Source organism: Bradyrhizobium sp., from assembly GCF_027307225.1.
Classification (GTDB): Bacteria; Pseudomonadota; Alphaproteobacteria; order Rhizobiales; family Xanthobacteraceae; genus Bradyrhizobium.
This window is the reverse complement of sequence record NZ_DAHUXJ010000085.1, coordinates 1-22223: the sequence shown is the minus strand read 5'-3', so window position 1 is coordinate 22223 and position 22223 is coordinate 1. Positions and strand designations below refer to the sequence as shown.

Sequence of the window (22223 nt, the reverse complement as noted above, 5' to 3'; positions counted from 1 at the left end):
AGCGTTTTGTTGGATGCTTCTAGTCGGTTTGGCTGTGTAGAAAATGGGAACGATCTAGAATGCTCCCCAAACGACCTAAGGAACCAGCTCGGTAGGGCGATTATCGACATTCCTACCGGCCCAGAAGCCGGATCGCGATCCTACGCCCGAGGAACAGGGCAAGGACGCGGCCGCGGTGGCCTTGGGGAGGCGAGGCGGTCGCGTCAGGGCAGAAACCCTAGGCAGACGTCGCACGGAAATCGCAAAAAAGCAGCTAGGACACGATGGCGGAAAAAAGATCAGGCTGACGTTTAGGCCGGTTTCTCTCCGCCATTTTTTCGGTGTGATCTTGCGGTCCATCCCCTCCATGATCGCGATCTGGCTTCGCGATCCATCCCGGTCAAGAATTAACTATCGGGGGCATTTTTCAAACTGACCCACTACCCGCCGCTTGCAGGAGGACAAAAAAGGAACTATGTTCCCGTTATGTTCTAAAGCGGGAGGCAGTCGTGTTGAAGGTTTTTGTCGAGGAAGCAGCGGCGTTGGCGTCGATTGGTTTGTTTGTCGGGATGATCGCGGTGTGGGCGCAATTGATCCCGCAATTCTAGCGCTTTGGGCGGCTTTTCAGGAGCGTCCGGCTGCTGGTTTCCCCGGGGCGATCTTGGACCATTGGGGAAAAGGCTGGTAGCGGCCGCTGAGGGACCACAGACGCGTGGACTTGGGTTTTCGCAGGCCCCACCATAGCGGCCAGCCGAGTCGCTCCGGGCGGCTCGATTTTCCTCCCAGCCGGTGAATTGCCGAACGACATGTCAAAGCCCGTGGTGCAGTCCTCCAATCCCGGATTCGTCCATCTTCACGTCCATTCGGCCTATTCGCTGCTGAAGGGCTCGATCAAGATCGCAAAACTCTGCGAGCTGGCCAAAGCTGATCGTCAGCCGGCCATCGCGTTGACCGACACCGACAACATGTTCGGGGCGCTGGAATTCTCCGACAAAATGGCCGGATATGGCATCCAGCCGATCGTTGGCTGCGAGATTGCCGTCGACTTTGGCGATCAGGACCCGAACGCCCGCAACGCGCTGGCGGCGGTGCCCGCGCGAATCGTGATGTTGGCCGCGCGCGAGCGCGGCTATCGCAGCCTGATGCATCTCAACTCCCGCGCCTTCCAGGAGACGCCGGTTCACCAAACCCCGCACATCAAGTTCAATTGGCTGGAGGGCCATGCCGATGACCTGATCGTGCTGACGGGCGGCCCGGACGGACCGGTCTCGCTGGCGTTATCGGCCGATCAGGCCGCGCTGGCGGCAACGCGCTGCGAGCGCCTGGCCAGGCTGTTCGGCGATCGGTTGTACGTCGAACTGCAGCGCCATGGCATCGAGAAGGAACGGCGCATCGAGACCGGGTTGATCGACCTTGCCTACGCCAAGGGCCTGCCGCTGGTCGCCACCAACGAGCCGTATTTTGCGACGTCAGACGATTACGAGGCCCATGACGCGCTTCTGTGCATCGCCGGAGGCCGGCTGATCGCCGAAACCGACCGTGAGCAGCTCACGCCGGATCACCGGTTCAAGACGCGCGCGGAAATGGCGGTTCTGTTTGCCGACATTCCCGAGGCGCTGAACTCTACTGTCGAGATTGCCGAGCGCTGCGCGTTTCGTCCCAGGACGCGCAAGCCGATTCTGCCGCGCTTTACGGTTGGTGCCGGCACCAACGCCGAGGATGTGGCCAAGGAGGAAGCCGCCGAACTGCGCCACCAGGCGGAGGAGGGCCTGTCTCGGCGGCTCGCGGTTCATGGCTTGTCGCAAGGAAGCTCGGACGAGGACTATCACGAGCGGCTTGCCTTCGAGCTCGATGTCATCACCCGCATGAACTATGCGGGTTACTTCCTGATCGTCGCCGACTTCATCAAATGGGCCAAGTCACAGGGCATTCCGGTCGGGCCCGGCCGCGGCTCCGGCGCCGGCTCGCTGGTCGCTTACGCGCTGACGATCACCGATCTCGATCCGATCCGCTTTGGCCTTCTGTTCGAGCGCTTCCTCAATCCGGAACGCGTGTCGATGCCCGACTTCGACATCGATTTTTGCCAGGACCGCCGCGGCGAGGTGATCAGTTACGTCCAGCAGCGCTACGGCCGCGACCAGGTAGCGCAGATCATCACGTTCGGAACGTTGCAGGCGCGAGGCGTGCTGCGCGACGTCGGGCGCGTGCTGCAAATGCCCTACGGGCAGGTCGACAAGCTCACCAAGCTCGTCCCGCAAAATCCTGCCGCTCCCGTCACGCTTGCCGCCGCGATCGAAGGCGAACCGAAGCTCCAGGCATTTCGCGACGAGGATCCGGTGGTGGCGCGCGCATTCGATATCGCGCAGCGCCTCGAAGGCCTGACCCGTCATGCCTCTACGCACGCGGCCGGCATCGTGATCGGCGATCGTCCGCTGAGCGAACTCGTGCCGCTCTACCGCGATCCGAAATCGGACATGCCGGTCACTCAATTCAACATGAAGTGGGTTGAGCCCGCGGGCCTCGTCAAATTCGACTTCCTCGGCTTGAAGACGCTCACCGTGCTCGACGTTGCCGTGAAACTGCTCCGGCAACGGGACGTCGAGGTCGACCTGCCGACGCTGCCGCTCGACGATGCGCCGAGCTACCAGATGCTGGCGCGGGGCGACGTGGTCGGCGTGTTCCAGGTGGAAAGTCAGGGCATGCGGCGGGCGTTGGTCGACATGCGTCCGGACCGCTTTGAGGACATCATCGCGCTGGTGGCGCTCTATCGCCCCGGTCCGATGGCGAACATTCCGACCTATTGCTCGCGCAAGCACGGTGACGAGGAGTCCGAATATCTGCATCCGATCCTGGAGCCGATCCTCAAGGAGACGTTCGGCGTCATCATCTACCAGGAACAGGTGATGCAGATCGCGCAGGTGATGGCCGGCTATTCGCTCGGCGACGCCGACCTGTTGCGCCGCGCGATGGGCAAGAAGATCCGCGCCGAAATGGAACAGCAACGCGCCGTCTTCGTTGCCGGCGCGGTCAAGAACAACGTTCCCAAAGGGCAGGCGGATACCATCTTCGAACTGCTCGCGAAATTCGCCGACTACGGCTTCAACAAGAGCCACGCCGCGGCTTACGCGCTGGTGTCCTATCACACCGCCTACATGAAGGCGCATTATCCGGTCGAATTCCTGGCAGCGTCGATGACGCTCGACCTCAACAACACCGACAAGCTGTCTGAATTTCGTGCCGAGGCGCAACGGCTCGGGATCAAGGTCGAGGCCCCCAACATCAACCGTTCGGGTCCGGTCTTCGAAGTCAGCAACAGCACGATCTACTACGCGCTCGCGGCGCTGAAGGGCGTAGGCCAGCAGGCGGTGGAATTGATCGTCGAGGCGCGTCGCGGTGGGCAGTTCACGTCGCTCGCCGATTTTGCCTCGCGCGTGAATCCCCGCGCGATCAACAAGCGGATCATCGAAAGTCTGGCGGCTGCCGGCGCCTTCGACACGCTCGAGCCGAACCGGGCGCGTGTCTTTGCGGGAGCGGATGCGATCCTTGCCGCCTGTCAGCGCAGCCATGAAGCCGCAACATCCGGCCAGAACGACATGTTCGGCGGCGCGGCCGATGCGCCGACCATCATCCTGCCGCAGGTCGAGCCCTGGTTGCCGGCCGAAAAGCTGCGGCGGGAATATGATGCAATCGGCTTCTTCCTGTCGGGACATCCGCTCGACGACTATGCGACCGTGCTCAAGCGGCTGCGGGTGCAGTCGTGGGCCGAATTTTCGCGCGCGGTGAAGACCGGCGCGACCGCCGGCAAGGTCGCTGCGACGGTGGTGTCGCGCATGGAGCGTCGCACCAAGACCGGCAACAAGATGGGTATCATCGGGTTGTCGGACCCGACCGGCCATTTCGAGGCCGTGCTGTTTTCCGAAGGTCTCGCGCAATACCGCGACCTGTTGGAGCCGGGCGCAGCCGTGTTGCTGCAATTGGGCGCGGAATTGCAGGGCGAGGACGTGCGCGCGCGCGTGCTGCATGCCGAAGCGCTCGACGATGCGGCTGCCAAGACGCAAAAGGGCCTGCGTATCTTCCTGCGCGATACCAAGCCGCTGGAGTCGATTGCGCGGCGGCTGTCGCCGCCGGCCGGCCAGTCGGGCAGCGGCGATATTGCGCTCGTGCTGCGGCTCGATATGCAGACCGAGATCGAGTTCAAGCTTGAGGGCCGCTTCCAGGTATCACCGCAGATCGCCGGCGCCATCAAGGCGGTGGCCGGCGTCGAGATGGTGGAGACCCTCTGAGAGCGATTTCGATGGTCGCTGCGGACGCACCGAAACGGCTTGCGCGGCCGGCAATCGTGTTGCAACCAAACGGTGTTTTGGCTAAACGGCCCAGCGAGCGCTTGTTCCGGTCTGCGCCGTTCGCAACGGGCACGGAGACAGACTGGCGAAATGGATTGCGGTGACGTCTTGGCGGCTTGGTTTGCAATCCTGATGCGCGGGCTCTGGCTGCTGGTGTCGGTTGCGATCGGCTGCGCCGCTGCTTACGCGGCGCCCGCGCAGATCCCGGGCGCGGAAGCGGTCTATGCCACCGCGCCGCCGCGGCTCCTGCAAATCAGGACCCTGGTCGCGGGAGCCGGCCAGCAGACATCCTATGGGTCCGCATTCCTGGTGTCGGCGGACGGGCTTGCGATCACCAACTACCACGTCGTCTCGCAGGTCGTGCTGGAACCGAAAACCTACCGGCTTGAATACACCGCGGCCGATGGAACCCATGGCGAAGTTCATCTTCTCGGCGTGGATCTTCCCGACGATCTTGCGATTGTGAGGATCGACAAGCACGATGCGCCGTTCTTCACGTTCGACCCGGCTGCCATCCATGGCGATGTGCCGAAGGGCGAACGTCTCTATGCGATGGGCAATCCGCTTGAGCTCGGATTCACCATCGTCGAAGGGACCTATAACGGTCTGGTCGAGCATAGTTACATCGATCGCATCCATTTCACCGGCGCGCTCAATCCAGGCATGAGCGGCGGTCCTGCCGTGACGCCGGACGGCGCCGTCGTCGGCATCAATGTCGCCACGCGCCGTGGCGGCCAGCTTGTAAGTTTCCTGGTTCCGGCACGGTTTGCCGAAGCCCTGTTGCGGCGGGTGCGGGAGGTCAAAGAGACGCCCGACCTGCGCGCCGAGATAGGCCGGCAAATCGCCGCGACGCGCAAGTCGCTCTACAGATCGTTACGCGAGCAGGGATTCCGTTCGGTTGCGCTCGGTCCATATCGGGGAGCGGAGACCGACGCACCATGGTTCAACTGCTGGGCGCAGACCAATGCCGGCGTCGCGCCCAAGCCGCGCTTTGCGATGAATTCGACGAGCTGTAACAGCGAAACCAGCCTGTTCGTGGCTTCCGATCTGAACACCGGGAATATTCAGATCAGCCACTCCTATGTCAGTTCCACCGAGCTCAATGAGTTTCAGTTTGCGACCTATCTCGCCCAGCTCAGCCAGCCCCGTCTGGTGGGCGGCGGACCCTACCGGAAATGGTATACGCCGGAGCGATGCCGCGAGGATTTCGTCGGTAGCGCGTCGGCACCGGACCGGCCATCGCTGCGCGTGCTTTGGTGCGCGCAAGCCTATCGCGAGTTCGACGACCTCTACGACGTCGTGCTGGTCGCCGTCACGCAGGACAACGGCAGCGAGGCGCTGGTGTCGCGGTTGAGCATGCAGGCGGTCGGCTATGATGACGCGATGGATATCGGCCGGCGCTTCCTCGACGCAGTTCGGGTGGGCAAATGATCTGGGTCGAGATTCTCTCGCGTCATCGCGACGTCGTCAGCCGCGTCAGGATTGCCGGCGATGAAGCCACCATCGGCCGCGGTTACGACAACGATGTCATCGTCGATGACCCCTATGTCGCAGCCCATCATCTGCTCATCTTGCGCGATGAGGCAGGGCAACTCGTCGCCAAGGACCTCGGTAGCGTCAACGGTACTTTCCTCGACGGCAGCAAAAGCCGGATCACGCAGCTTGCGATCGACGGCGGAAAGCCGCTCCGGATTGGCCAGACCTTGTTGCGGATCCGTACTGGCGACTATGCTGTTGAGTCCGAACGTAAGGTGCTCGCCGAACGCGGCACGCTGTCGACGGTCATGGTTGCCGCCATGACGGTGATCGTGCTCGCCTTCATCGTGCTCCGGGTCTGGCTGGCTCAAACCGGTGAACCCCGGTTGTCGCATTACATGACGCCACTGCTCACGATGACCGGAGTGGTGCTGGTCTGGGTCGGCATATGGGCGCTCGTCTCACGCCTGCTGGCCGGGCGCTCGCAGTTCCTGCACAACCTGATGATCGCGCTCGTCGCGGTCCTGGTCTCGCTGCTTTACAACGAGTTGGCGAAATACTCGGCCTTCGGCCTGACCTGGCGGGTGCCCGTCGATTACGAATATGCCGCGACCTGGCTGGTCCTGGCCGCAGCGTGCTTCCTGCATCTGCGCGCGATCAGTGCGCGCGGGATCTGGCTGAAGGGCACGATCGTGGGTGCGCTCACGGTTCTCGCCATTGGCGTGCAGACACTGCAGCGCTCTGAGGCATTCTCGGACCTCGGGCGGCGGACCACGGCCCGCCTGCTGCTGCCGCCGGCATTCCGCACTGTGCCCTTGCGCACGCCGGATGCGTTCTTTGCAAATGTCGCCGGCCTCAAGGCAAGTCTCGACGCCGACCGTCGCCAGGTCAAACACAGCGAACGGCCGCGTTGATCTTTCGGGCCGTGGCCCGGGCAGGCGGGACTGCGGCGAGAGGTGCGTGGGGTTGTCTTGAGACCGCCGCTACCTGGCGGCGGACGAGCCGGATTCCACCTAATGTGGCGACTCTGACGTTCCTTTCAGTGTCGCTGCGAGTTCTTCGAAGGAACGTCAGAGTCAAAGCCACACTAGAATCATATGGTTGCTAGTGTCCCTTTGGTTCTGACATTCGTAAAAGTGCCCGCCGCGATATGATACGAATGTCAGAACCGGGACACTAGGACGCCATTTGGGCCTCTTGATCGCGGGATCGCCCTGAATCGGGGCCTGCTCCGGGCGGTTTGACTGCCAATCGGGCCCGGAAAGCCCGGATTTCCTTGCTTCTGGCGAAAATCGCGCTATATAGCGCGCCATCTCACACGGAAACATGGCTCAAAAGGCCGTCCGGTGGCAGCTGGGCCATTAGGCTCGTTTGCTCACGCGTTTCCGGAGGAACCAACCGGAGAACTCAGACCATGGCACTACCCGATTTTTCTATGCGCCAGCTGCTTGAGGCTGGCGTCCACTTTGGCCACCAGTCGCACCGCTGGAATCCGAAAATGGCCGAGTACATCTTCGGTGCGCGCAACAACATCCACATCATCGACCTCGCACAAACCGTGCCGATGCTGCATCGTGCGTTGCAGGCCGTCAGCGATACCGTTGCCAAGGGCGGCCGTATCCTTTTCGTCGGCACCAAGCGGCAGGCCCAGGATGGCGTTTCCGAAGCCGCCAAGCGCTCAGCGCAATATTTCGTCAATTCGCGCTGGCTCGGCGGCACGCTGACCAACTGGAAGACCATTTCAGCTTCGATCAAGCGGCTGCGGCACCTCGACGAGGTGCTCAACTCCGGCGATGCCAGCGCCTACACCAAGAAGGAGCGGCTGACGTTGCAGCGCGAGCGCGACAGGCTCGACCGCTCGCTCGGCGGCATCAAGGACATGGGCGGCTTGCCGGACATGATCTTCGTGATCGACACCAACAAGGAAGACATCGCGATCCAGGAAGCCCAGCGGCTCAACATCCCGGTGGCGGCGATCGTCGACACCAACTCCGATCCAAAGGGCATCACCTATGTCGTGCCGGGCAATGACGACGCCGGCCGCGCGATCTCGCTCTACTGCGATCTGGTGGCTCGCGCGGCGATCGACGGTATTTCGCGCGCGCAGGGCGACGCCGGCATCGATGTCGGCGCTTCCGCTCATCCAGTCGCCCAGGAAACGCCCGCGGCGGCGGCTTCCGGCTTCCAGGGCCTGGCTGGTCCGCGCGGTGCGCCGGACAACCTCAAGAAGCTCACCGGCGTATCCGGTACCATCGAGAAGAAGCTCAACGACCTCGGCATCTTCCACTACTGGCAGCTGGCCGAGCTTAATCACGACACCGCTCATAAGATTGGCGAAGAAGTCGGTCTTCCGGCCCGCGCCGACGCCTGGGTGGCGCAGGCCAAGACCCTTACCGCTGAGTCGGAATAAGAGGATGCCGGCCGGGAAACCCGGCCGGCATAACCGGCACATTCCAGTTTACGGCATTGGTGACGGTGGGCAGCAGCGGTCTCGAACCGCGTGCAGCCGCCGCCACAGGCAAAGGACATAGTGACATGGCGACAATCACGGCAGCGATGGTCAAGGACCTGCGCGAATCCACCGGCGCGGGCATGATGGATTGCAAGGCGGCACTGACCGAGACCGGCGGCGACGTGCAGGCGGCGCAGGACTGGCTGCGCAAGAAGGGCCTTTCGAAGGCCGCCAAGAAAGCCGGCCGTGTCGCCGCCGAAGGCCTGATCGCAGCCCTCACCAAAGGCACCAAGGGCGTCGTCGTCGAGGTCAATTCGGAGACGGATTTCGTCGCGCGCAACGAGCACTTCCAGGGCCTCGTCAAGATGATTGCGCAGGTCGCGCTCGACGTCGGCGCCGATGTCGAGAAGATCAAGGCCGCCAAGGCCGGCAATGTCACGATTGAGACCGCAATTGCCGATGCCATCGCCACCATCGGTGAAAACATGACGCTGCGCCGGGCTGCTTCGCTTGAAGTCAGCAAGGGCGTGGTGTCGAGCTACGTGCACAATGCGGTGATCGAAGGCGCCGGCAAGATGGGCGTGATCGTCGCGCTGGAATCGCCCGGCAAAACCGACGAACTCGCCGTTCTGGGCAAGCAACTGGCGATGCATGTGGCGGCGGCAAATCCGCTGGCCATCGATTCGGCAGCGCTCGATCCGGCCACGGTCAAGCGCGAGAAGGACGTGCTGGCCGACAAGTACCGCCAGCAGGGCAAGCCGGAAAACGTGATCGAAAAGATCGTCGAGTCCGGTCTGAAGACCTATTACAAGGAAGTCTGCCTTCTGGAGCAGGCCTTCATCCACGACAGCGGCAAATCGGTCGCTCAGGCGGTCAAGGAAGCTGAGGGTAAGGTCGGCGGTCCCATCAAGGTCACCGGATTTTTGCGCTATGCTCTCGGTGAGGGAATCGAGAAGCAGGAAACCGACTTCGCGGCCGAGGTTGCGGCCGCCAGCGGTCAGAAATAACCGCCTTGGGAATAGCGCTTGCGGCCTGTCTGCGCCGGGGAGCTGCCCGGCGCAATAGGGAAAGCGGTTAGCATGGCAGGGCCGGTCTATCGTCGCGTCGTGATCAAACTCTCCGGTGAATATTTTGCCGGCCCGAACGCCTCGGGATTCGACCAGCCAACGATCGATCGGGTCGCCAGCGACCTGATTGCTGCCAAGACATTGGGGGTCGAAATCGCCGTCGTCATCGGCGGTGGCAACCTTGTTCGCGGCGTCGAGGTTTCCTCGCGCGGCGTGTCGCGACCGATCGGCGACACCATGGGCATGCTGGCCACGGTGATGAATTGCCTGGCGCTGGAGGCGGCGATCGAGCGCAAGGGAACGCCGGCACGGACCCTGACGGCTCACGTGATGCCGCAGATTTCCGAGCTTTTCACACGAAGTGCAGCGCACAAATGCCTTGCCGAGGGCCGCATCGTGCTGCTCGGCGGCGGAACTGGAAATCCCTTTTTCACTACCGACACCACGGCCGTGCTGCGCGCGGCCGAAATCGGCGCGGAGGCGGTGCTGAAGGCCACCAATGTCGATGGCATCTATAGCGCCGATCCAAAAAAGGACCCGACCGCCAAGCGATTTGATCGCCTGACCCACTCGGAAGCCATCGGCGGCGGCTACAAGGTCATGGATGCGACCGCATTTGCGCTTGCCCGGGAGACGTCGCTGCCTATCATCGTATTCTCTATTGCCGAACCGGGCTCGATCGGCGCCGTTCTGACCGGTACCGGTCGCGGCACCATCGTTACCGGCTAGCCGCCAAAACGCGCGGGCAGGGCGTCGCGGCAACCGCATTCAGAAGGAGAAGCGTCATGTCCGCCGGTAATTTCGACGTCAACGAATTGAAGCGCCGCATGCAGGGCGCCACGCAATCTCTCAAGCACGAACTCGGCGGCCTGCGGACCGGGCGCGCGGCCGCCTCAATGCTGGAACCGGTCCAGGTCGAAGCCTACGGCTCGCACATGCCGCTCAACCAGCTTGCGACCGTCAGCGTTCCCGAGCCGCGCCTGTTGTCGGTGCAGGTCTGGGACAAGTCGATGGTCAAGGCGGTCGAGAAAGCGATCATCGATTCCAATCTCGGGCTGAGTCCGGCGACGGAAGGACAGGTGCTGCGTCTGCGGATTCCCGAACTCAACCAGGACCGCCGCAAAGAATTGGTCAAGGTCGCGCACAAATATGCGGAAGCCGCCCGTGTTGCAGTTCGCCATGTGCGGCGCGACGGTCTCGATGTGCTCAAGAAACTGGAAAAGAATCACGAGATGTCCGAGGACGATCAGGAGCGTTTTGCAAACGACGTGCAGAAGGCCACCGACAGCACGATCTCGGAAATCGATCAGCTATTGGCGGCAAAGGAAAAAGAAATCCTCACTGTTTAACCTTTGGTTCGGGTGCGATCCGCTGAAACATTCGTGTTAGATGTCGCGCCTTGAGGGATTGATTGATGTCGAACGCCGCAGCGCCCGTGACTGAAGAACCGGATCGAGGGGGCGCTCCCTTGCATGTGGCGATCATCATGGACGGAAACGGGCGATGGGCCGCAGCGCGTGGTCTTCCGCGCGTGGAAGGCCATCGCCGCGGCGTCGAAGCCCTGCGCCAGGTCGTGCGCGCGGCCGGCGAACTGGGCATTCGCTATTTGACGATTTTCTCTTTCAGCTCGGAAAACTGGTCGCGGCCGGCGTCTGAAATCGGCGACCTGTTCGGGCTGCTTCGGCGCTTTATCCGCAACGACCTTGCGACGTTGCATCGCGATGGCGTCCGTGTGCGCGTGATCGGCGACCGCGAGGGGCTGGAGCCGGACATCTGCGCGTTGCTCAAGGAAGCCGAAGATCTGACGCGCCACAATGATCGCATGCACCTGATCGTCGCGTTCAATTATGGATCGCGGCAAGAAATCGCCCGGGCGGCGCAGCGGCTGGCTGCCGAAGTGGCGGACGGCGAACGCGATCCATCCTCGATCGATGCCGATGCGCTCGGCAGACACCTTGATGCGCCCGAAGTTCCCGATCCGGACCTGATCATCCGCACCAGCGGCGAACAGCGGCTGTCGAATTTCCTGATGTGGCAGGCTGCCTATAGCGAGTTGGTTTTTGTTCCGGTGCACTGGCCCGATTTCGACAAAGCGGCGCTCGAGGAGGCCATCGCGGAATACGCCAGGCGCGAACGCCGGTTTGGCGGACTGGTTGCGAAAACCGGATCGTGACCGGCAGCAACACAGCATCGACCGGCGGGCAAGAGGGGCGGAACCTTCTGCTGCGGATCGCAGCATCGCTGGTGCTCGCGCCGATGGCCGTGGCCGTGGCCTATTTCGGCGGATGGCTCTGGACGGGCCTCGTCACCGTGGCGACGATCGGGCTTTACGTTGAATGGCTTACCGTTATCGGGGAGCGCCGTCTTCCGCTCGTGCTGTCAGGCGTGGTCGTCCTGCTTGCGATGGGATGGGCCGAAATCGAACGTTTCCACGTCACGGATGTTTCTGCATTGGTCGTGCTGGGTGCGGCGGTCGCCGCCATATTCTCCCGCGACCGGCGCAACTGGGCGGTAGCTGGACTCGGCTACGCCCTGGCGGCGTCGATTGCCTCCAGCGCGGTGCGGCGCGATCCGGCTTTGGGTTTCGCCGCGCTGATGTTTGTGCTGCTGGTCGTTTGGGTGACCGATATCGGCGGGTACTTTGCCGGCCGGCTGATCGGTGGTCCGAAACTTTGGCCGCGGGTGAGCCCCAAAAAGACATGGGCGGGGTCCGTTGGCGGCTTCGCGGCAAGTCTTGGCGTTGCGGCCGGATTTGCCGCCTATGATCTCGGAAAGACGATTTGGTTGCTGCTGCTGGCAGCGGCGCTTTCGATTGTCTCGCAGCTCGGCGACCTGTTTGAGTCCGCTGTGAAGCGAAAGTTTGGTGTCAAGGATTCCAGCCATCTCATTCCCGGGCATGGCGGATTGATGGATCGCCTCGATGGTTTCGTTGCCGCCATCGTTCTGGCGGCGATTTTCGGTTTTTTGCGGGGCGGCGTGGATGGCGTCGGCCGCGGTCTTATGGTTTGGTGAGATATGAGCCCCGTTCCCTTGCGTAACAACAAAGCGGCTCCCGCGATTCGTTCGGTCACCGTGCTCGGTGCGACCGGTTCGATCGGCGACAGCACGATGGATTTGCTGCGGGCGTCGAAAGAGCGCTACCGCGTCGAGGCGCTGACGGCGCACACCAACGTCAAGGCGCTCGCCGATCTCGCGCGGGAATTCGGCGCGCGCTATGTTGCCGTCGCCGATCCCGATCGGTTGCAGGAACTGAAAGACGCGCTCGCGGGCACGCGAACGGAATGCGGCGCCGGCGAAAGCGCGGTGGTTGAAGCAGCGGCGCGGCCGGCGGATTGGGTGATGGCCGCAGTCAGCGGCGCTGCGGGTCTTAAACCTGCGCTCGCCGCCGTCGATCGTGGTGCGACCGTCGCGCTTGCCAACAAGGAATGCCTGGTGTGTGCCGGCGATTTCTTCATGCAGCGTGCGACCGAGGCGGGCGCCTGCATTCTGCCAGCCGATTCCGAGCACAATGCGTTGTTTCAGGCACTGGCTTCCGGAAATCGCGAAGAACTGGTGCGCGTGATCATCACCGCATCGGGTGGGCCGTTCCGGACCTGGCCGAGCGCCGACATCGAGCAGGCAACGTTGGCGCAGGCCCTTAAGCATCCGAACTGGAGCATGGGACAGAAGATCACCATCGATTCGGCATCGATGATGAACAAGGGTCTTGAGGTAATCGAGGCCGCGTGCCTGTTCGGACTGACGGCGGAAGAGATCGACGTTCTCGTTCATCCGCAATCGATCATCCACGGAATGGTCGAGTTCTCCGATCGCTCGGTGGTGGCGCAACTGGGAGCGCCCGACATGCGCACGCCGATCGCGCATTGTTTGGGATGGCCAGACCGAATCGCGGGGCCCGCGGCGAAGCTCGACCTCGCCAAGATCGGACAGTTGACGTTCGAGGCCCCGGACTTTGAACGGTTTCCGGGACTCGAACTGGCCTATGAGGCCTTGCGGACCGGCCGTGGCGCAACCACCGTCTATAATGCGGCCAACGAGGTTGCGGTCGCCGCTTTCATCGCCGGCAAGATCCGGTTTGGCGCCATCGCACGTCTGGTCGAGGCGACCCTGGAAGCCTGGGTTCGGGCCGGAAATCTGGCCCCGCTGACCTCAGCCGACGATGCAATTGCCGTTGACCATAAGGCGCGAAATAAGGCGGCCACCCTATTGCCTCAAATTGCCTTAAAGGCATCCTAGAGCGTTGGGGCGGGGCCTTCGGCTCCGGGTGAGAGGAATCGGATGTCTGAGTTTTTTCAGCACAGTTTCAACGTGTTAGGCCATGGGCTGATCGGATATCTCGTTCCCTTCCTGTTCGTGCTGACGGTCGTCGTGTTTTTCCATGAGCTTGGACACTTCCTGATCGCCCGCTGGGCGGGCGTGAAGGTGTTAACTTTTTCGCTCGGATTTGGCCCGGAATTGGCCGGATTTAACGACCGCTACGGCACCCGCTGGCGGATTTCGGCAGTGCCGCTCGGCGGCTATGTCAAATTCTTCGGCGACGACAGCGAGGCCTCGACGCCCGACCTGGAAAATCTCGGGAACATGACAGCCGAGGAACAGGCCGACAGCTTCCATCACAAGAAAGTCCTTCCCCGTGCGGCAATCGTGGCCGCCGGACCGATTGCGAATTTCGTGCTGGCGATCGTGATCTTCGCTGGAATGGCGCTGTATTACGGCAAACCAAGCTCTATTCCGCGCGTCGACCTCGTTCAGCCCGACAGCGTTGCCGCTTCGGCGGGCTTTCAGGTCGGCGACGTCGTGCTCTCGATCGACGGAACTTCGATCGAGAGCTTTGCCGACATGCAGCGAATCGTTTCCACCAGCGCCGGCAGCAAACTGACATTCCGCGTGAAGCGCGACGGCGGCGCCGTCACGCTGACGGCGACGCCCGCGCTGAAGGAAATGAAAGACATCTTCGGCAACAGCCATAAGATCGGGGTCTTGGGAATCCAGTACAACGCGCAGCCCAGCGATCCCAAGAGCACACCGGTTGGCTATTTCGAATCGCTCAAGATCGGTGTCGAGCAGGTCTGGTTCATCATTGACAGCACGTTCAAGTTCGTCGGCTCGTTGTTTGTCGGGGCCGGCAGCACGGGCGATCTTGGCGGCCCCCTGCGAATCGCGCAGCTCTCGGGACAGGCGGCGAGCCTCGGTTTCCAGTTCCTGTTGCAGCTATGCGCCGCGCTTTCCGTATCAATTGGGCTGCTGAATCTGTTTCCGGTGCCGCTGCTCGATGGAGGTCATCTTTTGTTCTATTCCGTGGAAGCTGTGCGGGGGCGTCCATTATCGCCGAGAGCCCAGGAAATGGGATCCCGGATCGGCCTTGGGCTGGTGCTGATGCTGATGCTGTTCGTCACATATAACGATATCCTGCATCTGACGGCATCTTGAAACGGCTTTTTTGTGACGTGGCCAATGCGCAACGTCTTGGAATGAAAATGAAATCGCTCTGCCACATTAGGTTTGCCGCCTTGGCAAAATTAGCTACAAGCAGGGCGGCATATGGGGATTTGCCGGTTCGTGGGGGTCACGATGGACCGGCATAAGAATGTAAGGGCGCTCGGCGCATGAAGGTTGGAATGCGGGTGCGGGGGGGCTTGTTGGCCGCCCTGGTCATGTTGTCGACGCCGCTTGCTGCAACGCTCGCGGTTGGGTTCGCGTCCTCGCCGGCGTCGGCCCAGACGGTGGATTCAATTGAGGTCCAGGGCAATCGGCGGGTCGAGGCAGCCACGATCCGCTCGTATTTCAAGGCCGGTCCTAGCGGACGGCTGGATAAGGGGAATATCGATGACGGCCTGAAGGGCCTGATCGAGACCGGCCTGTTCCAGGACGTGAAGATCAACGAGGCCGGCGGCCGAATCATCGTGTCGGTGATCGAAAATCCGGTGCTTGGCCGCGTCGTTTTCGAAGGCAACAAGAAGGTCAAGGACGAGCAGCTCTCGTCCGAAATCCAGTCGAAGCCGCGCGGAACATTCTCGCGTCCGATGGTTCAGTCGGATACCCAGCGAATCGTCGAAATCTATCGTCACTCCGGCCGTTACGATGTGACCGTTGTTCCGGAAATCATCGAACAGCCGAACAATCGCGTCGATCTGATCTTCACCGTCAACGAAGGCAAAAAGACCGGCATCAGCTCGATCGAGTTCATCGGCAACACGACCTATTCGTCGTATCGCCTGAAGGACGTCATCAAGACGCACGAATCGAATTTCCTGAGCTTTCTCGGCGGCAACGACGTCTACGACCCCGACCGCATCGAAGCCGACCGCGATCTGATTCGGCGCTACTATCTCAAGCACGGCTTCGCCGATGTGCAGGTCGTTGCTGCGCTGACGGAATACGATCCGCAGCAGAAGGGCTTTCTGGTCACATTCAAGATTGAGGAAGGCCAGCAATACCGCGTCGCCTCGGTCAATTTCGAATCGAGCATTCCCGGGCTGAACGGTACCGCGCTTGCCGGCTATTCGCGCGTCAGCATCGGCTCGCTCTATAACGCCGAAGCGCTCGAGAAATCGGTCGAAGAGATGCAGATCGAAGCCTCTCGGCGGGGATTTGCGTTCGCGGTGGTCAAACCGCGCGGCGACCGCAATTTCGATAACCACACCGTTTCGATCACATTCGGCATCGACGAAGGTCCTCGCACCTACATCGAGCGAATCAACGTGCACGGCAACACGCGGACGCGCGACTACGTGATCCGCCGGGAGTTCGATATCGCCGAAGGCGATGCCTACAACCGCGCGCTGGTGGACCGTGCCGAGCGTCGGCTGAAGAACCTTGATTTCTTCAAGAGCGTAAAAATTACGACCGAGCCGGGTTCGTCAAGCGACCGCGTCATTCTCGACGTCAATCTTGAAGAGAAATCGACCGGTGATTTCTCGGTATCGGGCGGCTATTCGACGATCGACGGTCCGCTCGCCGAAGTCAGCGTCTCCGAACGCAACCTGCTGGGTCGCGGTCTTTTCGGAAAGGTATCGGTGACCTATGGCGAGTTCGCCCGCGGCGTCTCGCTGTCATACGTCGAACCTTACCTGCTCGACTACCGCATTGGACTTGGTCTTGACGCCTATTACCGCGAGCAGCTGGCGAGCCCGTTTATTTCCTATGCAACCAAGACCATCGGTTTCAGTCCGCGAATCGGGCTTCAGCTGCGCGAAGACATGAGTTTGCAGCTGCGTTATTCGATCTATCAGCAGGACATCTCGCTGCCGAGCTTCCTCGATAACTGTAACATGAATCCGAGCAACGGCCTTCTCGCTTTTAATCCGTCGCCGGCCTGGATCGCGGCTAACGGCGTAGCGGCCGCAACGGCGCTCGGCGCCACCGATCCATCAGGTCAGGGACTTTGGTGTTATTCGTCCAGTCAGGCCTCGTTGCCCGTTCGCAAGGAATTGGCCCAGGGCGCAACAATCACATCAGCTGTCGGCTACTCATTCGATTACAACACGCTGGATAACAACAAGGTTCCGACCGACGGTCTCCTAATCGACTGGAAGCAGGACTTCGCGGGTGTCGGCGGCGACGTGACCTACCTGAAGTCGGCGGTCGACGCGAAGTACTACACGCCGCTGGTTGCCGACATCGTCAGCCTGGTCCACCTCCAGGGCGGTATCATGACCCAGGTTGGCAACAACCAGATCCGGATGCTCGACCAATTCCAGGAAGGCCCCAACCTCGTGCGTGGTTTCGCTCCGAACGGTATCGGCCCGCGCGATATCAACCCCTACGGCACGCAGGACGCGCTCGGCGGCACGCAGTACTGGGGAGCTTCGTGGGAATTGCAGATGCCGTTCTGGTTCCTGCCCAAGGAACTGGGCATGAAGGGCGCCGTCTATGCGGACGCCGGCTGGCTGGGCAATTACAGGGGCCCGACTGATTGGACCGCGACGGGAGAAGTCAACGTGCCCGGTTGTATTCCGCCAACCAACAACGGTTTTGCTTCTCCTGCCGCGCCCGGCACATGCTTGGGGCTGCAATATGCCCCGCAGAACGTGGTGCGTACCTCGATCGGCGTCGGCCTGATCTGGGCGTCGCCGTTCGGCCCGCTTCGGTTCGATTACGCGATCCCGATCACGAAGGGTAAATACGACATCGTGCAGCAATTCATGTTCGGTGGCGGCACCCAGTTCTGATTCTTAGCCGACGGGCCTCATCGCGCAACGTCAGCTGGACGGGGCGGACCGGGAACCGGTGCGCCAACTTGGGGATTGCCAAGGACAGTCAACCACCTCAGAATCGGCCTGGGAGGCTGCCGTCCGCGTCCGTGCCACGGGTTCGGAAGGATTTACCGCTTTTTGGCGCGGGCGCGAAGGGGAGGAGCGGGAAAGATGGAGGAGGCGTCGGTCAAATACGAGCTCGTGGATATCAACGAGATCCTCCAGACATTGCCGCACCGCTATCCGATGCTGTTGATCGACCGGCTGATCAATGTTCGTTCGGACCACAGCGGAATCGGTATCAAGAACGTCACCTACAACGAGCCGGTTTTTCTCGGCCATTTTCCCGAACGCCCCGTCTACCCGGGCGTGCTGATGATCGAAGCGATGGCGCAGACTGCGGGCGTCATCGGCATCAAGGCGATGGAGACGGACAAGCCGCGCGCCGTATATTTTCTGACCATCGACAAATGCAAGTTCCGCAAGCCCGTTCTGCCCGGCGACACCATCGAATATCACATGCGCAGCGTCTCGCGGCGCAAGGCCATGTGGTGGTTTCACGGCGATGCCAAGGTCAACGGCACTGTCGTCGCCGAGGCCGATGTGGGCGCCATGCTGGCTGACTGACGCCGGCTTCGTTACGGCTACGCCGCTAGCGGCCGGCGCCGCACAACCTCCAATCGACACATTGCGCGTTCTGTGTTCTAGTTCTGCAGTCTGGCGCGGGGAAGGGCAGATGCGGAACGTGACGATATGGGCGGCCTCCGCAGTTTTGCTGGTGGCCGCAAATGGCCCAGCCGTTGCCGGCAAGACATGCATCGCGACCGCGACCGAAGCACTGCCTAAAATTACGGGGCTTGTCGTCAAAGGGTCCCGGACACGTGCGGTATCGCCTGCCGTCCTGTCCACCTGGAAAGGCCAGTCCAAGCCAGTCATCATCGACCTGGATGTTGAAGCCCAAGGCGACGCGCAAACCTTTTCCTACATGTGCGTCGTGAGCCAAGGGGCCGCCTTCGTACAGCGGACGATGAACTGACGTTGCGGTTTGCCTGAGCCCTGCGACGCCCGCGGTTTGTCAGCGGCATTGATAGGAACTTCAAATTCAGCGCACTGGACAGCCCCGGCGGCCCGCGCTAACCACTGAAAAATCGAACAATTTACGCCGGTATCAGCAAGACGATGGGCCCCTCGATGACCTCGATCGATCCGACCGCGCGGGTTGAAGATGGCGCTGTGATCGGCGAAGGCACCACGATTGGCCCCTATTGTGTGGTTGGCCGCGACGTCGTCATCGGTGCCAATTGCAAGCTGATCGCGCATGCGCATGTGATGGGACACACGACCGTCGGCGACGGCTGCACGGTCTATCCGTTCGCGTCTCTGGGCGGAGCGCCGCAGGACCTGAGCTATCGCGGCGAGCCGACGCGTCTTCAGATCGGTGCTGGCTGCACGATTCGCGAAGGCGTTACGATGAATGTCGGCACCGTGAAGGGCGGCGGCCTTACGCGCGTGGGTGAGCGCGGCTTCTTCATGAACAACAGCCATGTAGGCCATGACTGCATTGTCGGCAACGACGTGATCTTCGCGACCTCGGCGACGCTTGGGGGCCACTGCGAAATCGGAGATTTTGTCTATATCGGCGGTTTGTCGGCCGTGCATCAGTTCGCCCGCGTCGGGCCGCAGGTCATGATCGGCGGCGTCTGCGGTGTCCGCGGCGACATCATTCCCTATGGACTCGTCAACGGCCAGTACGCCCGTCTCGAAGGCCTTAACATCATCGGCATGAAACGCCGAAAATTTACCCGCGAGCGGCTCGCTGCCGTCCGCTCGTTTTACCAGAAGCTGTTCGAAGCGCCCGGCGTCTTTTCCGAGCGGCTGAGCACGGTGCAGCCGCTTGCGGCGAGCGATCCCGCGATTGCGGAAATTCTGCAATTTATCGAGGCGGGCAAACAGCGCTCCCTGTGCTTGCCGTCCGGCCGTAACGCTGAAGATTGATGGCGGAGCGGTCGCAGCCATGACAGCAGCGGCTCTCCAAATTTCGTCGCCGGTTGGTGTCATCGCGGGCGGCGGCGCCATGCCATTCGCGGTTGCCGATTCCTTGAAGTCGCGCGGCCTTGATCCCGTGCTGTTTGCGCTCAAAGGAGTTTGCGATCCGGTCGCCGCGGAGCGGTTTCGTCACCATTGGATCACGGTGGGCCAGATTGGGCGGACGACGAAACTGCTTCGCGCCGAAAACTGCAAGGACCTGGTCTTTATCGGAACGCTGGTGCGGCCAGCGCTGTCGGAAATCCGGCTCGATTGGGGAACGCTTCGCGTGATGGGGCGGATATGGTCGGCCTTTCGGGGCGGCGACGACCACCTGCTATCGGGCGTGGGACGGCTTTTCGAACGGGAGGGCTTTCGTCTTCTCGGCGTGAAAGAAGTCGCACCGGATCTGCTGATGCCTGAAGGCAGCGTCACGCGCCATGTGCCAGATCAAAACGCACTGACCGATATCGCGCGGGGGCACGAGGTGCTCCGCGCGCTCGGTCCGTTCGATATCGGTCAGGCAGCCGTCGTGATCGATGGCCACGTCGTCGGCGTCGAGGGTATCGAAGGCACGGATGAATTGCTGAGGCGTATCGCGGAGCTGCGTAGGGCGGGCCGAATTCGCGCGCCGTCGGGCCGCGGGGTACTGGTGAAGATGCCGAAGAGCACGCAGGACCTGCGCTACGATCTGCCGACGGTCGGGTCGCGAACGATCGAGAGCGCGGCGGCGGCGGGGCTGTCCGGCGTTGCGGTCGCGGCCGGCAACACCATCGTTGTGGACGCGCAAGCCATGATCGAGGTGGCTGACGCGGCGGGCCTTTTCGTGACAGGCTTGCCTTCCTGATGGTGGGCTCGGCAAATGGCAGGGTCGCGCGCAAGATCTTTCTGATCGCGACGGAGGAATCCGGCGACCGACTGGGCGCCCATCTGATGAAAGTGCTTCGCCAGCGCCTTGGCGACGCGGTCAGGTTCGAGGGCGTCGGCGGTCTGGCGATGGCCAGAGAAGGGCTGAAGTCGCTGTTTCCGATCGAGGAACTGTCGATCATCGGCTTCTCGGCCGTGATCAAACAGTTGCCCAAGGTCTTGCGTTTGATCCGGCAAACCGTCGGGGCGGTGATCGGCACACGGCCCGACATGCTCGTCATCATCGACAGCCCGGATTTCACCCATCGGGTTGCACGAAGGGTGCGCGCTCGCGATCCTTCGATTCCGATCGTGGATTATGTTTCGCCGTCGGTTTGGGCCTGGCGGCCCGGCCGGGCACGCGCCATGCGGTCCTATATCGATCACGTTCTGGCGCTTTTGCCGTTCGAGCCGGAAGAATACCGGCGCCTGCACGGGCCGCCGTGCAGCTATGTCGGCCATCCTCTGACCGAGCAATTGGGTTTGCTCAGGCCGAACAATGAGGAGAACGCACGGCGCAACGGAGCGCCGCCGGTGCTGCTGGTTCTGCCGGGAAGTCGCCGCGGCGAGATTCGTCACCATATGACTGTTTTCGGCGAGGCCTTGGACAGGCTGAAGGCGGGGGCCCACGAATTCGAGTTGATCCTGCCGACGATGCCGCATCTCCTTAAGGAGGTGAGGGAAGGCGCCGGCTCCTGGAAGGTGATCCCAAGGATAGTGGTCGGCGAGCAGGAGAAGCGTGCGGCGTTTCGGATTGCGACTGCGGCGCTCGCCAAGTCCGGGACGGTGACGCTGGAACTCGCGCTGGCTGACGTGCCGATGGTGACAGCCTACCGTACCGGGGCGCTGGAGGCCTTCATCCTCCGGCGCACGCTCACGGTCACATCGGTAATCCTGGCGAACCTCGTCATTGGCGAGAACGCGGTGCCCGAATTCCTCCAGGAAAATTGCACGGCGGAGAAGCTCGCGGGTGCGCTTGGCGAGGTGCTGTCGGATTCGCCGATGCGCCGGCGGCAGCTCGAAGCCTTTGCGCGCATCGACGGCATCATGTCGACCGGCAATCAGCCGCCGAGCGTACGTGCCGCGGACATTGTTCTCGCGATGCTGAGAAAGTCCCGGAAGACCGGTTAGGGATCCTCCAAGGCTGGATATTCTCAAACAGCGCTATCCAGCCCTGGTTTGCGGCGTTACTTCCGCTTGTCGATCGGGATGTAGTCGCGGCGCGTGGTTCCAGTGTAGAGCTGCCGCGGACGGCCGATCTTCTGCTGCGGATCCTCGATCATTTCGCTCCACTGGCTGATCCAGCCAACCGTGCGGGCGACCGCGAAAAGAGCAGTGAACATCGAGGTCGGGAAGCCCATCGCCTTCAGCGTAATGCCCGAATAGAAATCGACGTTCGGATAAAGCTTGCGCTGGATGAAATATTCGTCGTTGAGCGCAATCTTTTCAAGTTCCAGCGCGACCTTCAGCATCTGGTCGTCGCCGTGGCCGGTTTCCTTCAGCACCGCGTGACACATCTTCTGCATGATCTTGGCGCGCGGATCGTAGTTCTTGTAGACGCGGTGGCCGAAGCCCATCAGGCGGACTTCGCTGTTCTTGTCCTTCACCCGCTTGATGAAATCGGGGATCTTGTCGACCGTGCCGATCTCCATCAGCATCTTCAGCGCGGCTTCGTTGGCGCCGCCGTGCGCCGGGCCCCAAAGGCAGGCGACGCCCGCCGCGATGCAGGCGAATGGATTTGCCCCTGACGATCCGGCCAGACGCACTGTCGACGTCGAGG

Annotated in this window: 18 protein-coding genes; 17 read left to right on the top strand and 1 reads right to left on the bottom strand. The window is 62.0% G+C overall.

Features of this window, described 5'->3' with window-relative positions; all coding sequences use genetic code 11:
• Window positions 1–785: 785 nt before the first annotated feature.
• The 17 genes from dnaE (at window position 786) to lpxB (ending at window position 21574) form a co-directional block, all read left to right on the top strand.
• Window positions 786–4262, top strand: coding sequence for a DNA polymerase III subunit alpha (gene dnaE / locus M6D32_RS14855; RefSeq protein ID WP_298257424.1), 3477 nt, complete (start codon window positions 786–788; stop codon window positions 4260–4262).
• A 168-nt stretch (window positions 4263–4430) separates the two neighbouring features.
• The gene (locus M6D32_RS14850) at window positions 4431–5753 is read left to right on the top strand and encodes a S1C family serine protease (RefSeq protein ID WP_298257422.1); all 1323 of its coding nucleotides are present in this window, start codon (window positions 4431–4433) and stop codon (window positions 5751–5753) included.
• Window positions 5750–6712 carry an FHA domain-containing protein gene (locus tag M6D32_RS14845; RefSeq protein ID WP_298257419.1) on the top strand — a complete coding sequence of 321 codons (963 nt, stop codon included), beginning with the start codon at window positions 5750–5752 and terminating at the stop codon, window positions 6710–6712. The genes M6D32_RS14850 and M6D32_RS14845 overlap by 4 nt, the downstream gene beginning before the upstream one ends.
• Window positions 6713–7212: 500 nt before the next feature.
• The gene (locus M6D32_RS14840; protein ID WP_298257417.1) at window positions 7213–8208 is read left to right on the top strand and encodes a 30S ribosomal protein S2; all 996 of its coding nucleotides are present in this window, start codon (window positions 7213–7215) and stop codon (window positions 8206–8208) included.
• 125 nt (window positions 8209–8333) lie between these two features.
• Entirely contained in the window at window positions 8334–9257 is a 924-nt protein-coding gene (tsf, locus tag M6D32_RS14835; RefSeq protein ID WP_298257415.1) for a translation elongation factor Ts, read from the top strand.
• A 72-nt stretch (window positions 9258–9329) separates the two neighbouring features.
• Complete coding sequence (gene pyrH, locus M6D32_RS14830) at window positions 9330–10046, top strand: UMP kinase (RefSeq protein WP_298257413.1); 717 nt, start codon at window positions 9330–9332, stop codon at window positions 10044–10046.
• Window positions 10047–10102: 56 nt separating this feature from the next.
• Window positions 10103–10666, top strand: coding sequence for a ribosome recycling factor (gene frr / locus M6D32_RS14825; RefSeq protein ID WP_298257411.1), 564 nt, complete (start codon window positions 10103–10105; stop codon window positions 10664–10666).
• Window positions 10667–10731: 65 nt separating this feature from the next.
• On the top strand, window positions 10732–11490 hold the full coding sequence (locus M6D32_RS14820) for an isoprenyl transferase (protein ID WP_298257409.1): 759 nt from the start codon (window positions 10732–10734) through the stop codon (window positions 11488–11490).
• Window positions 11487–12329, top strand: coding sequence for a phosphatidate cytidylyltransferase (locus M6D32_RS14815; RefSeq protein WP_298257407.1), 843 nt, complete (start codon window positions 11487–11489; stop codon window positions 12327–12329). Before M6D32_RS14820 ends, M6D32_RS14815 begins: the two co-directional genes overlap by 4 nt.
• 3 nt (window positions 12330–12332) lie before the next feature.
• Window positions 12333–13553, top strand: coding sequence for a 1-deoxy-D-xylulose-5-phosphate reductoisomerase (gene dxr / locus M6D32_RS14810; protein ID WP_298257405.1), 1221 nt, complete (start codon window positions 12333–12335; stop codon window positions 13551–13553).
• Window positions 13554–13595: 42 nt separating this feature from the next.
• Window positions 13596–14747 (top strand): RIP metalloprotease RseP, encoded by a 1152-nt coding sequence (gene rseP, locus M6D32_RS14805; protein WP_298257403.1) that lies wholly within the window; start codon window positions 13596–13598, stop codon window positions 14745–14747.
• A 176-nt stretch (window positions 14748–14923) separates the two neighbouring features.
• Window positions 14924–17488 carry an outer membrane protein assembly factor BamA gene (gene bamA / locus M6D32_RS14800; RefSeq protein ID WP_298257401.1) on the top strand — a complete coding sequence of 855 codons (2565 nt, stop codon included), beginning with the start codon at window positions 14924–14926 and terminating at the stop codon, window positions 17486–17488.
• A gap of 195 nt (window positions 17489–17683) precedes the next feature.
• Window positions 17684–18139: a 3-hydroxyacyl-ACP dehydratase FabZ gene (fabZ, locus tag M6D32_RS14795; RefSeq protein WP_298257399.1), complete on the top strand. Its 456-nt coding sequence runs from the start codon at window positions 17684–17686 to the stop codon at window positions 18137–18139.
• Window positions 18140–18248: 109 nt separating this feature from the next.
• Window positions 18249–18548, top strand: coding sequence for a hypothetical protein (locus M6D32_RS14790; RefSeq protein ID WP_298257397.1), 300 nt, complete (start codon window positions 18249–18251; stop codon window positions 18546–18548).
• Window positions 18549–18703: 155 nt separating this feature from the next.
• Window positions 18704–19507 (top strand): acyl-ACP--UDP-N-acetylglucosamine O-acyltransferase, encoded by an 804-nt coding sequence (gene lpxA, locus M6D32_RS14785; protein WP_298257445.1) that lies wholly within the window; start codon window positions 18704–18706, stop codon window positions 19505–19507.
• Window positions 19508–19526: 19 nt separating this feature from the next.
• Window positions 19527–20384: a UDP-2,3-diacylglucosamine diphosphatase LpxI gene (gene lpxI / locus M6D32_RS14780; RefSeq protein ID WP_298257395.1), complete on the top strand. Its 858-nt coding sequence runs from the start codon at window positions 19527–19529 to the stop codon at window positions 20382–20384.
• Window positions 20384–21574, top strand: coding sequence for a lipid-A-disaccharide synthase (lpxB, locus tag M6D32_RS14775; protein ID WP_298257393.1), 1191 nt, complete (start codon window positions 20384–20386; stop codon window positions 21572–21574). Before lpxI ends, lpxB begins: the two co-directional genes overlap by 1 nt.
• Window positions 21575–21630: 56 nt before the next feature.
• Here the strand turns inward: lpxB and M6D32_RS14770 are convergent.
• A partial coding sequence (locus M6D32_RS14770; RefSeq protein WP_298257391.1) for a citrate/2-methylcitrate synthase occupies window positions 21631–22223 on the bottom strand: 593 nt, incomplete at its 5' end.

Bases quoted from the DNA above. Each gene is read 5' to 3' on its own strand.
- dnaE (WP_298257424.1), top strand. From the start codon at position 786: ATGTCAAAGCCCGTGGTGCAGTCCTCCAATCCCGGATTCGTCCATCTT.
- M6D32_RS14845 (WP_298257419.1), top strand. From the start codon at position 5,750: ATGATCTGGGTCGAGATTCTCTCGCGTCATCGCGACGTCGTCAGCCGC.
- M6D32_RS14840 (WP_298257417.1), top strand. From the start codon at position 7,213: ATGGCACTACCCGATTTTTCTATGCGCCAGCTGCTTGAGGCTGGCGTC.
- tsf (WP_298257415.1), top strand. From the start codon at position 8,334: ATGGCGACAATCACGGCAGCGATGGTCAAGGACCTGCGCGAATCCACC.
- pyrH (WP_298257413.1), top strand. From the start codon at position 9,330: ATGGCAGGGCCGGTCTATCGTCGCGTCGTGATCAAACTCTCCGGTGAA.
- frr (WP_298257411.1), top strand. From the start codon at position 10,103: ATGTCCGCCGGTAATTTCGACGTCAACGAATTGAAGCGCCGCATGCAG.
- M6D32_RS14820 (WP_298257409.1), top strand. From the start codon at position 10,732: ATGTCGAACGCCGCAGCGCCCGTGACTGAAGAACCGGATCGAGGGGGC.
- dxr (WP_298257405.1), top strand. From the start codon at position 12,333: ATGAGCCCCGTTCCCTTGCGTAACAACAAAGCGGCTCCCGCGATTCGT.
- rseP (WP_298257403.1), top strand. From the start codon at position 13,596: ATGTCTGAGTTTTTTCAGCACAGTTTCAACGTGTTAGGCCATGGGCTG.
- bamA (WP_298257401.1), top strand. From the start codon at position 14,924: ATGAAGGTTGGAATGCGGGTGCGGGGGGGCTTGTTGGCCGCCCTGGTC.
- fabZ (WP_298257399.1), top strand. From the start codon at position 17,684: ATGGAGGAGGCGTCGGTCAAATACGAGCTCGTGGATATCAACGAGATC.
- M6D32_RS14790 (WP_298257397.1), top strand. From the start codon at position 18,249: ATGCGGAACGTGACGATATGGGCGGCCTCCGCAGTTTTGCTGGTGGCC.
- lpxA (WP_298257445.1), top strand. From the start codon at position 18,704: ATGACCTCGATCGATCCGACCGCGCGGGTTGAAGATGGCGCTGTGATC.
- lpxI (WP_298257395.1), top strand. From the start codon at position 19,527: ATGACAGCAGCGGCTCTCCAAATTTCGTCGCCGGTTGGTGTCATCGCG.
- lpxB (WP_298257393.1), top strand. From the start codon at position 20,384: ATGGTGGGCTCGGCAAATGGCAGGGTCGCGCGCAAGATCTTTCTGATC.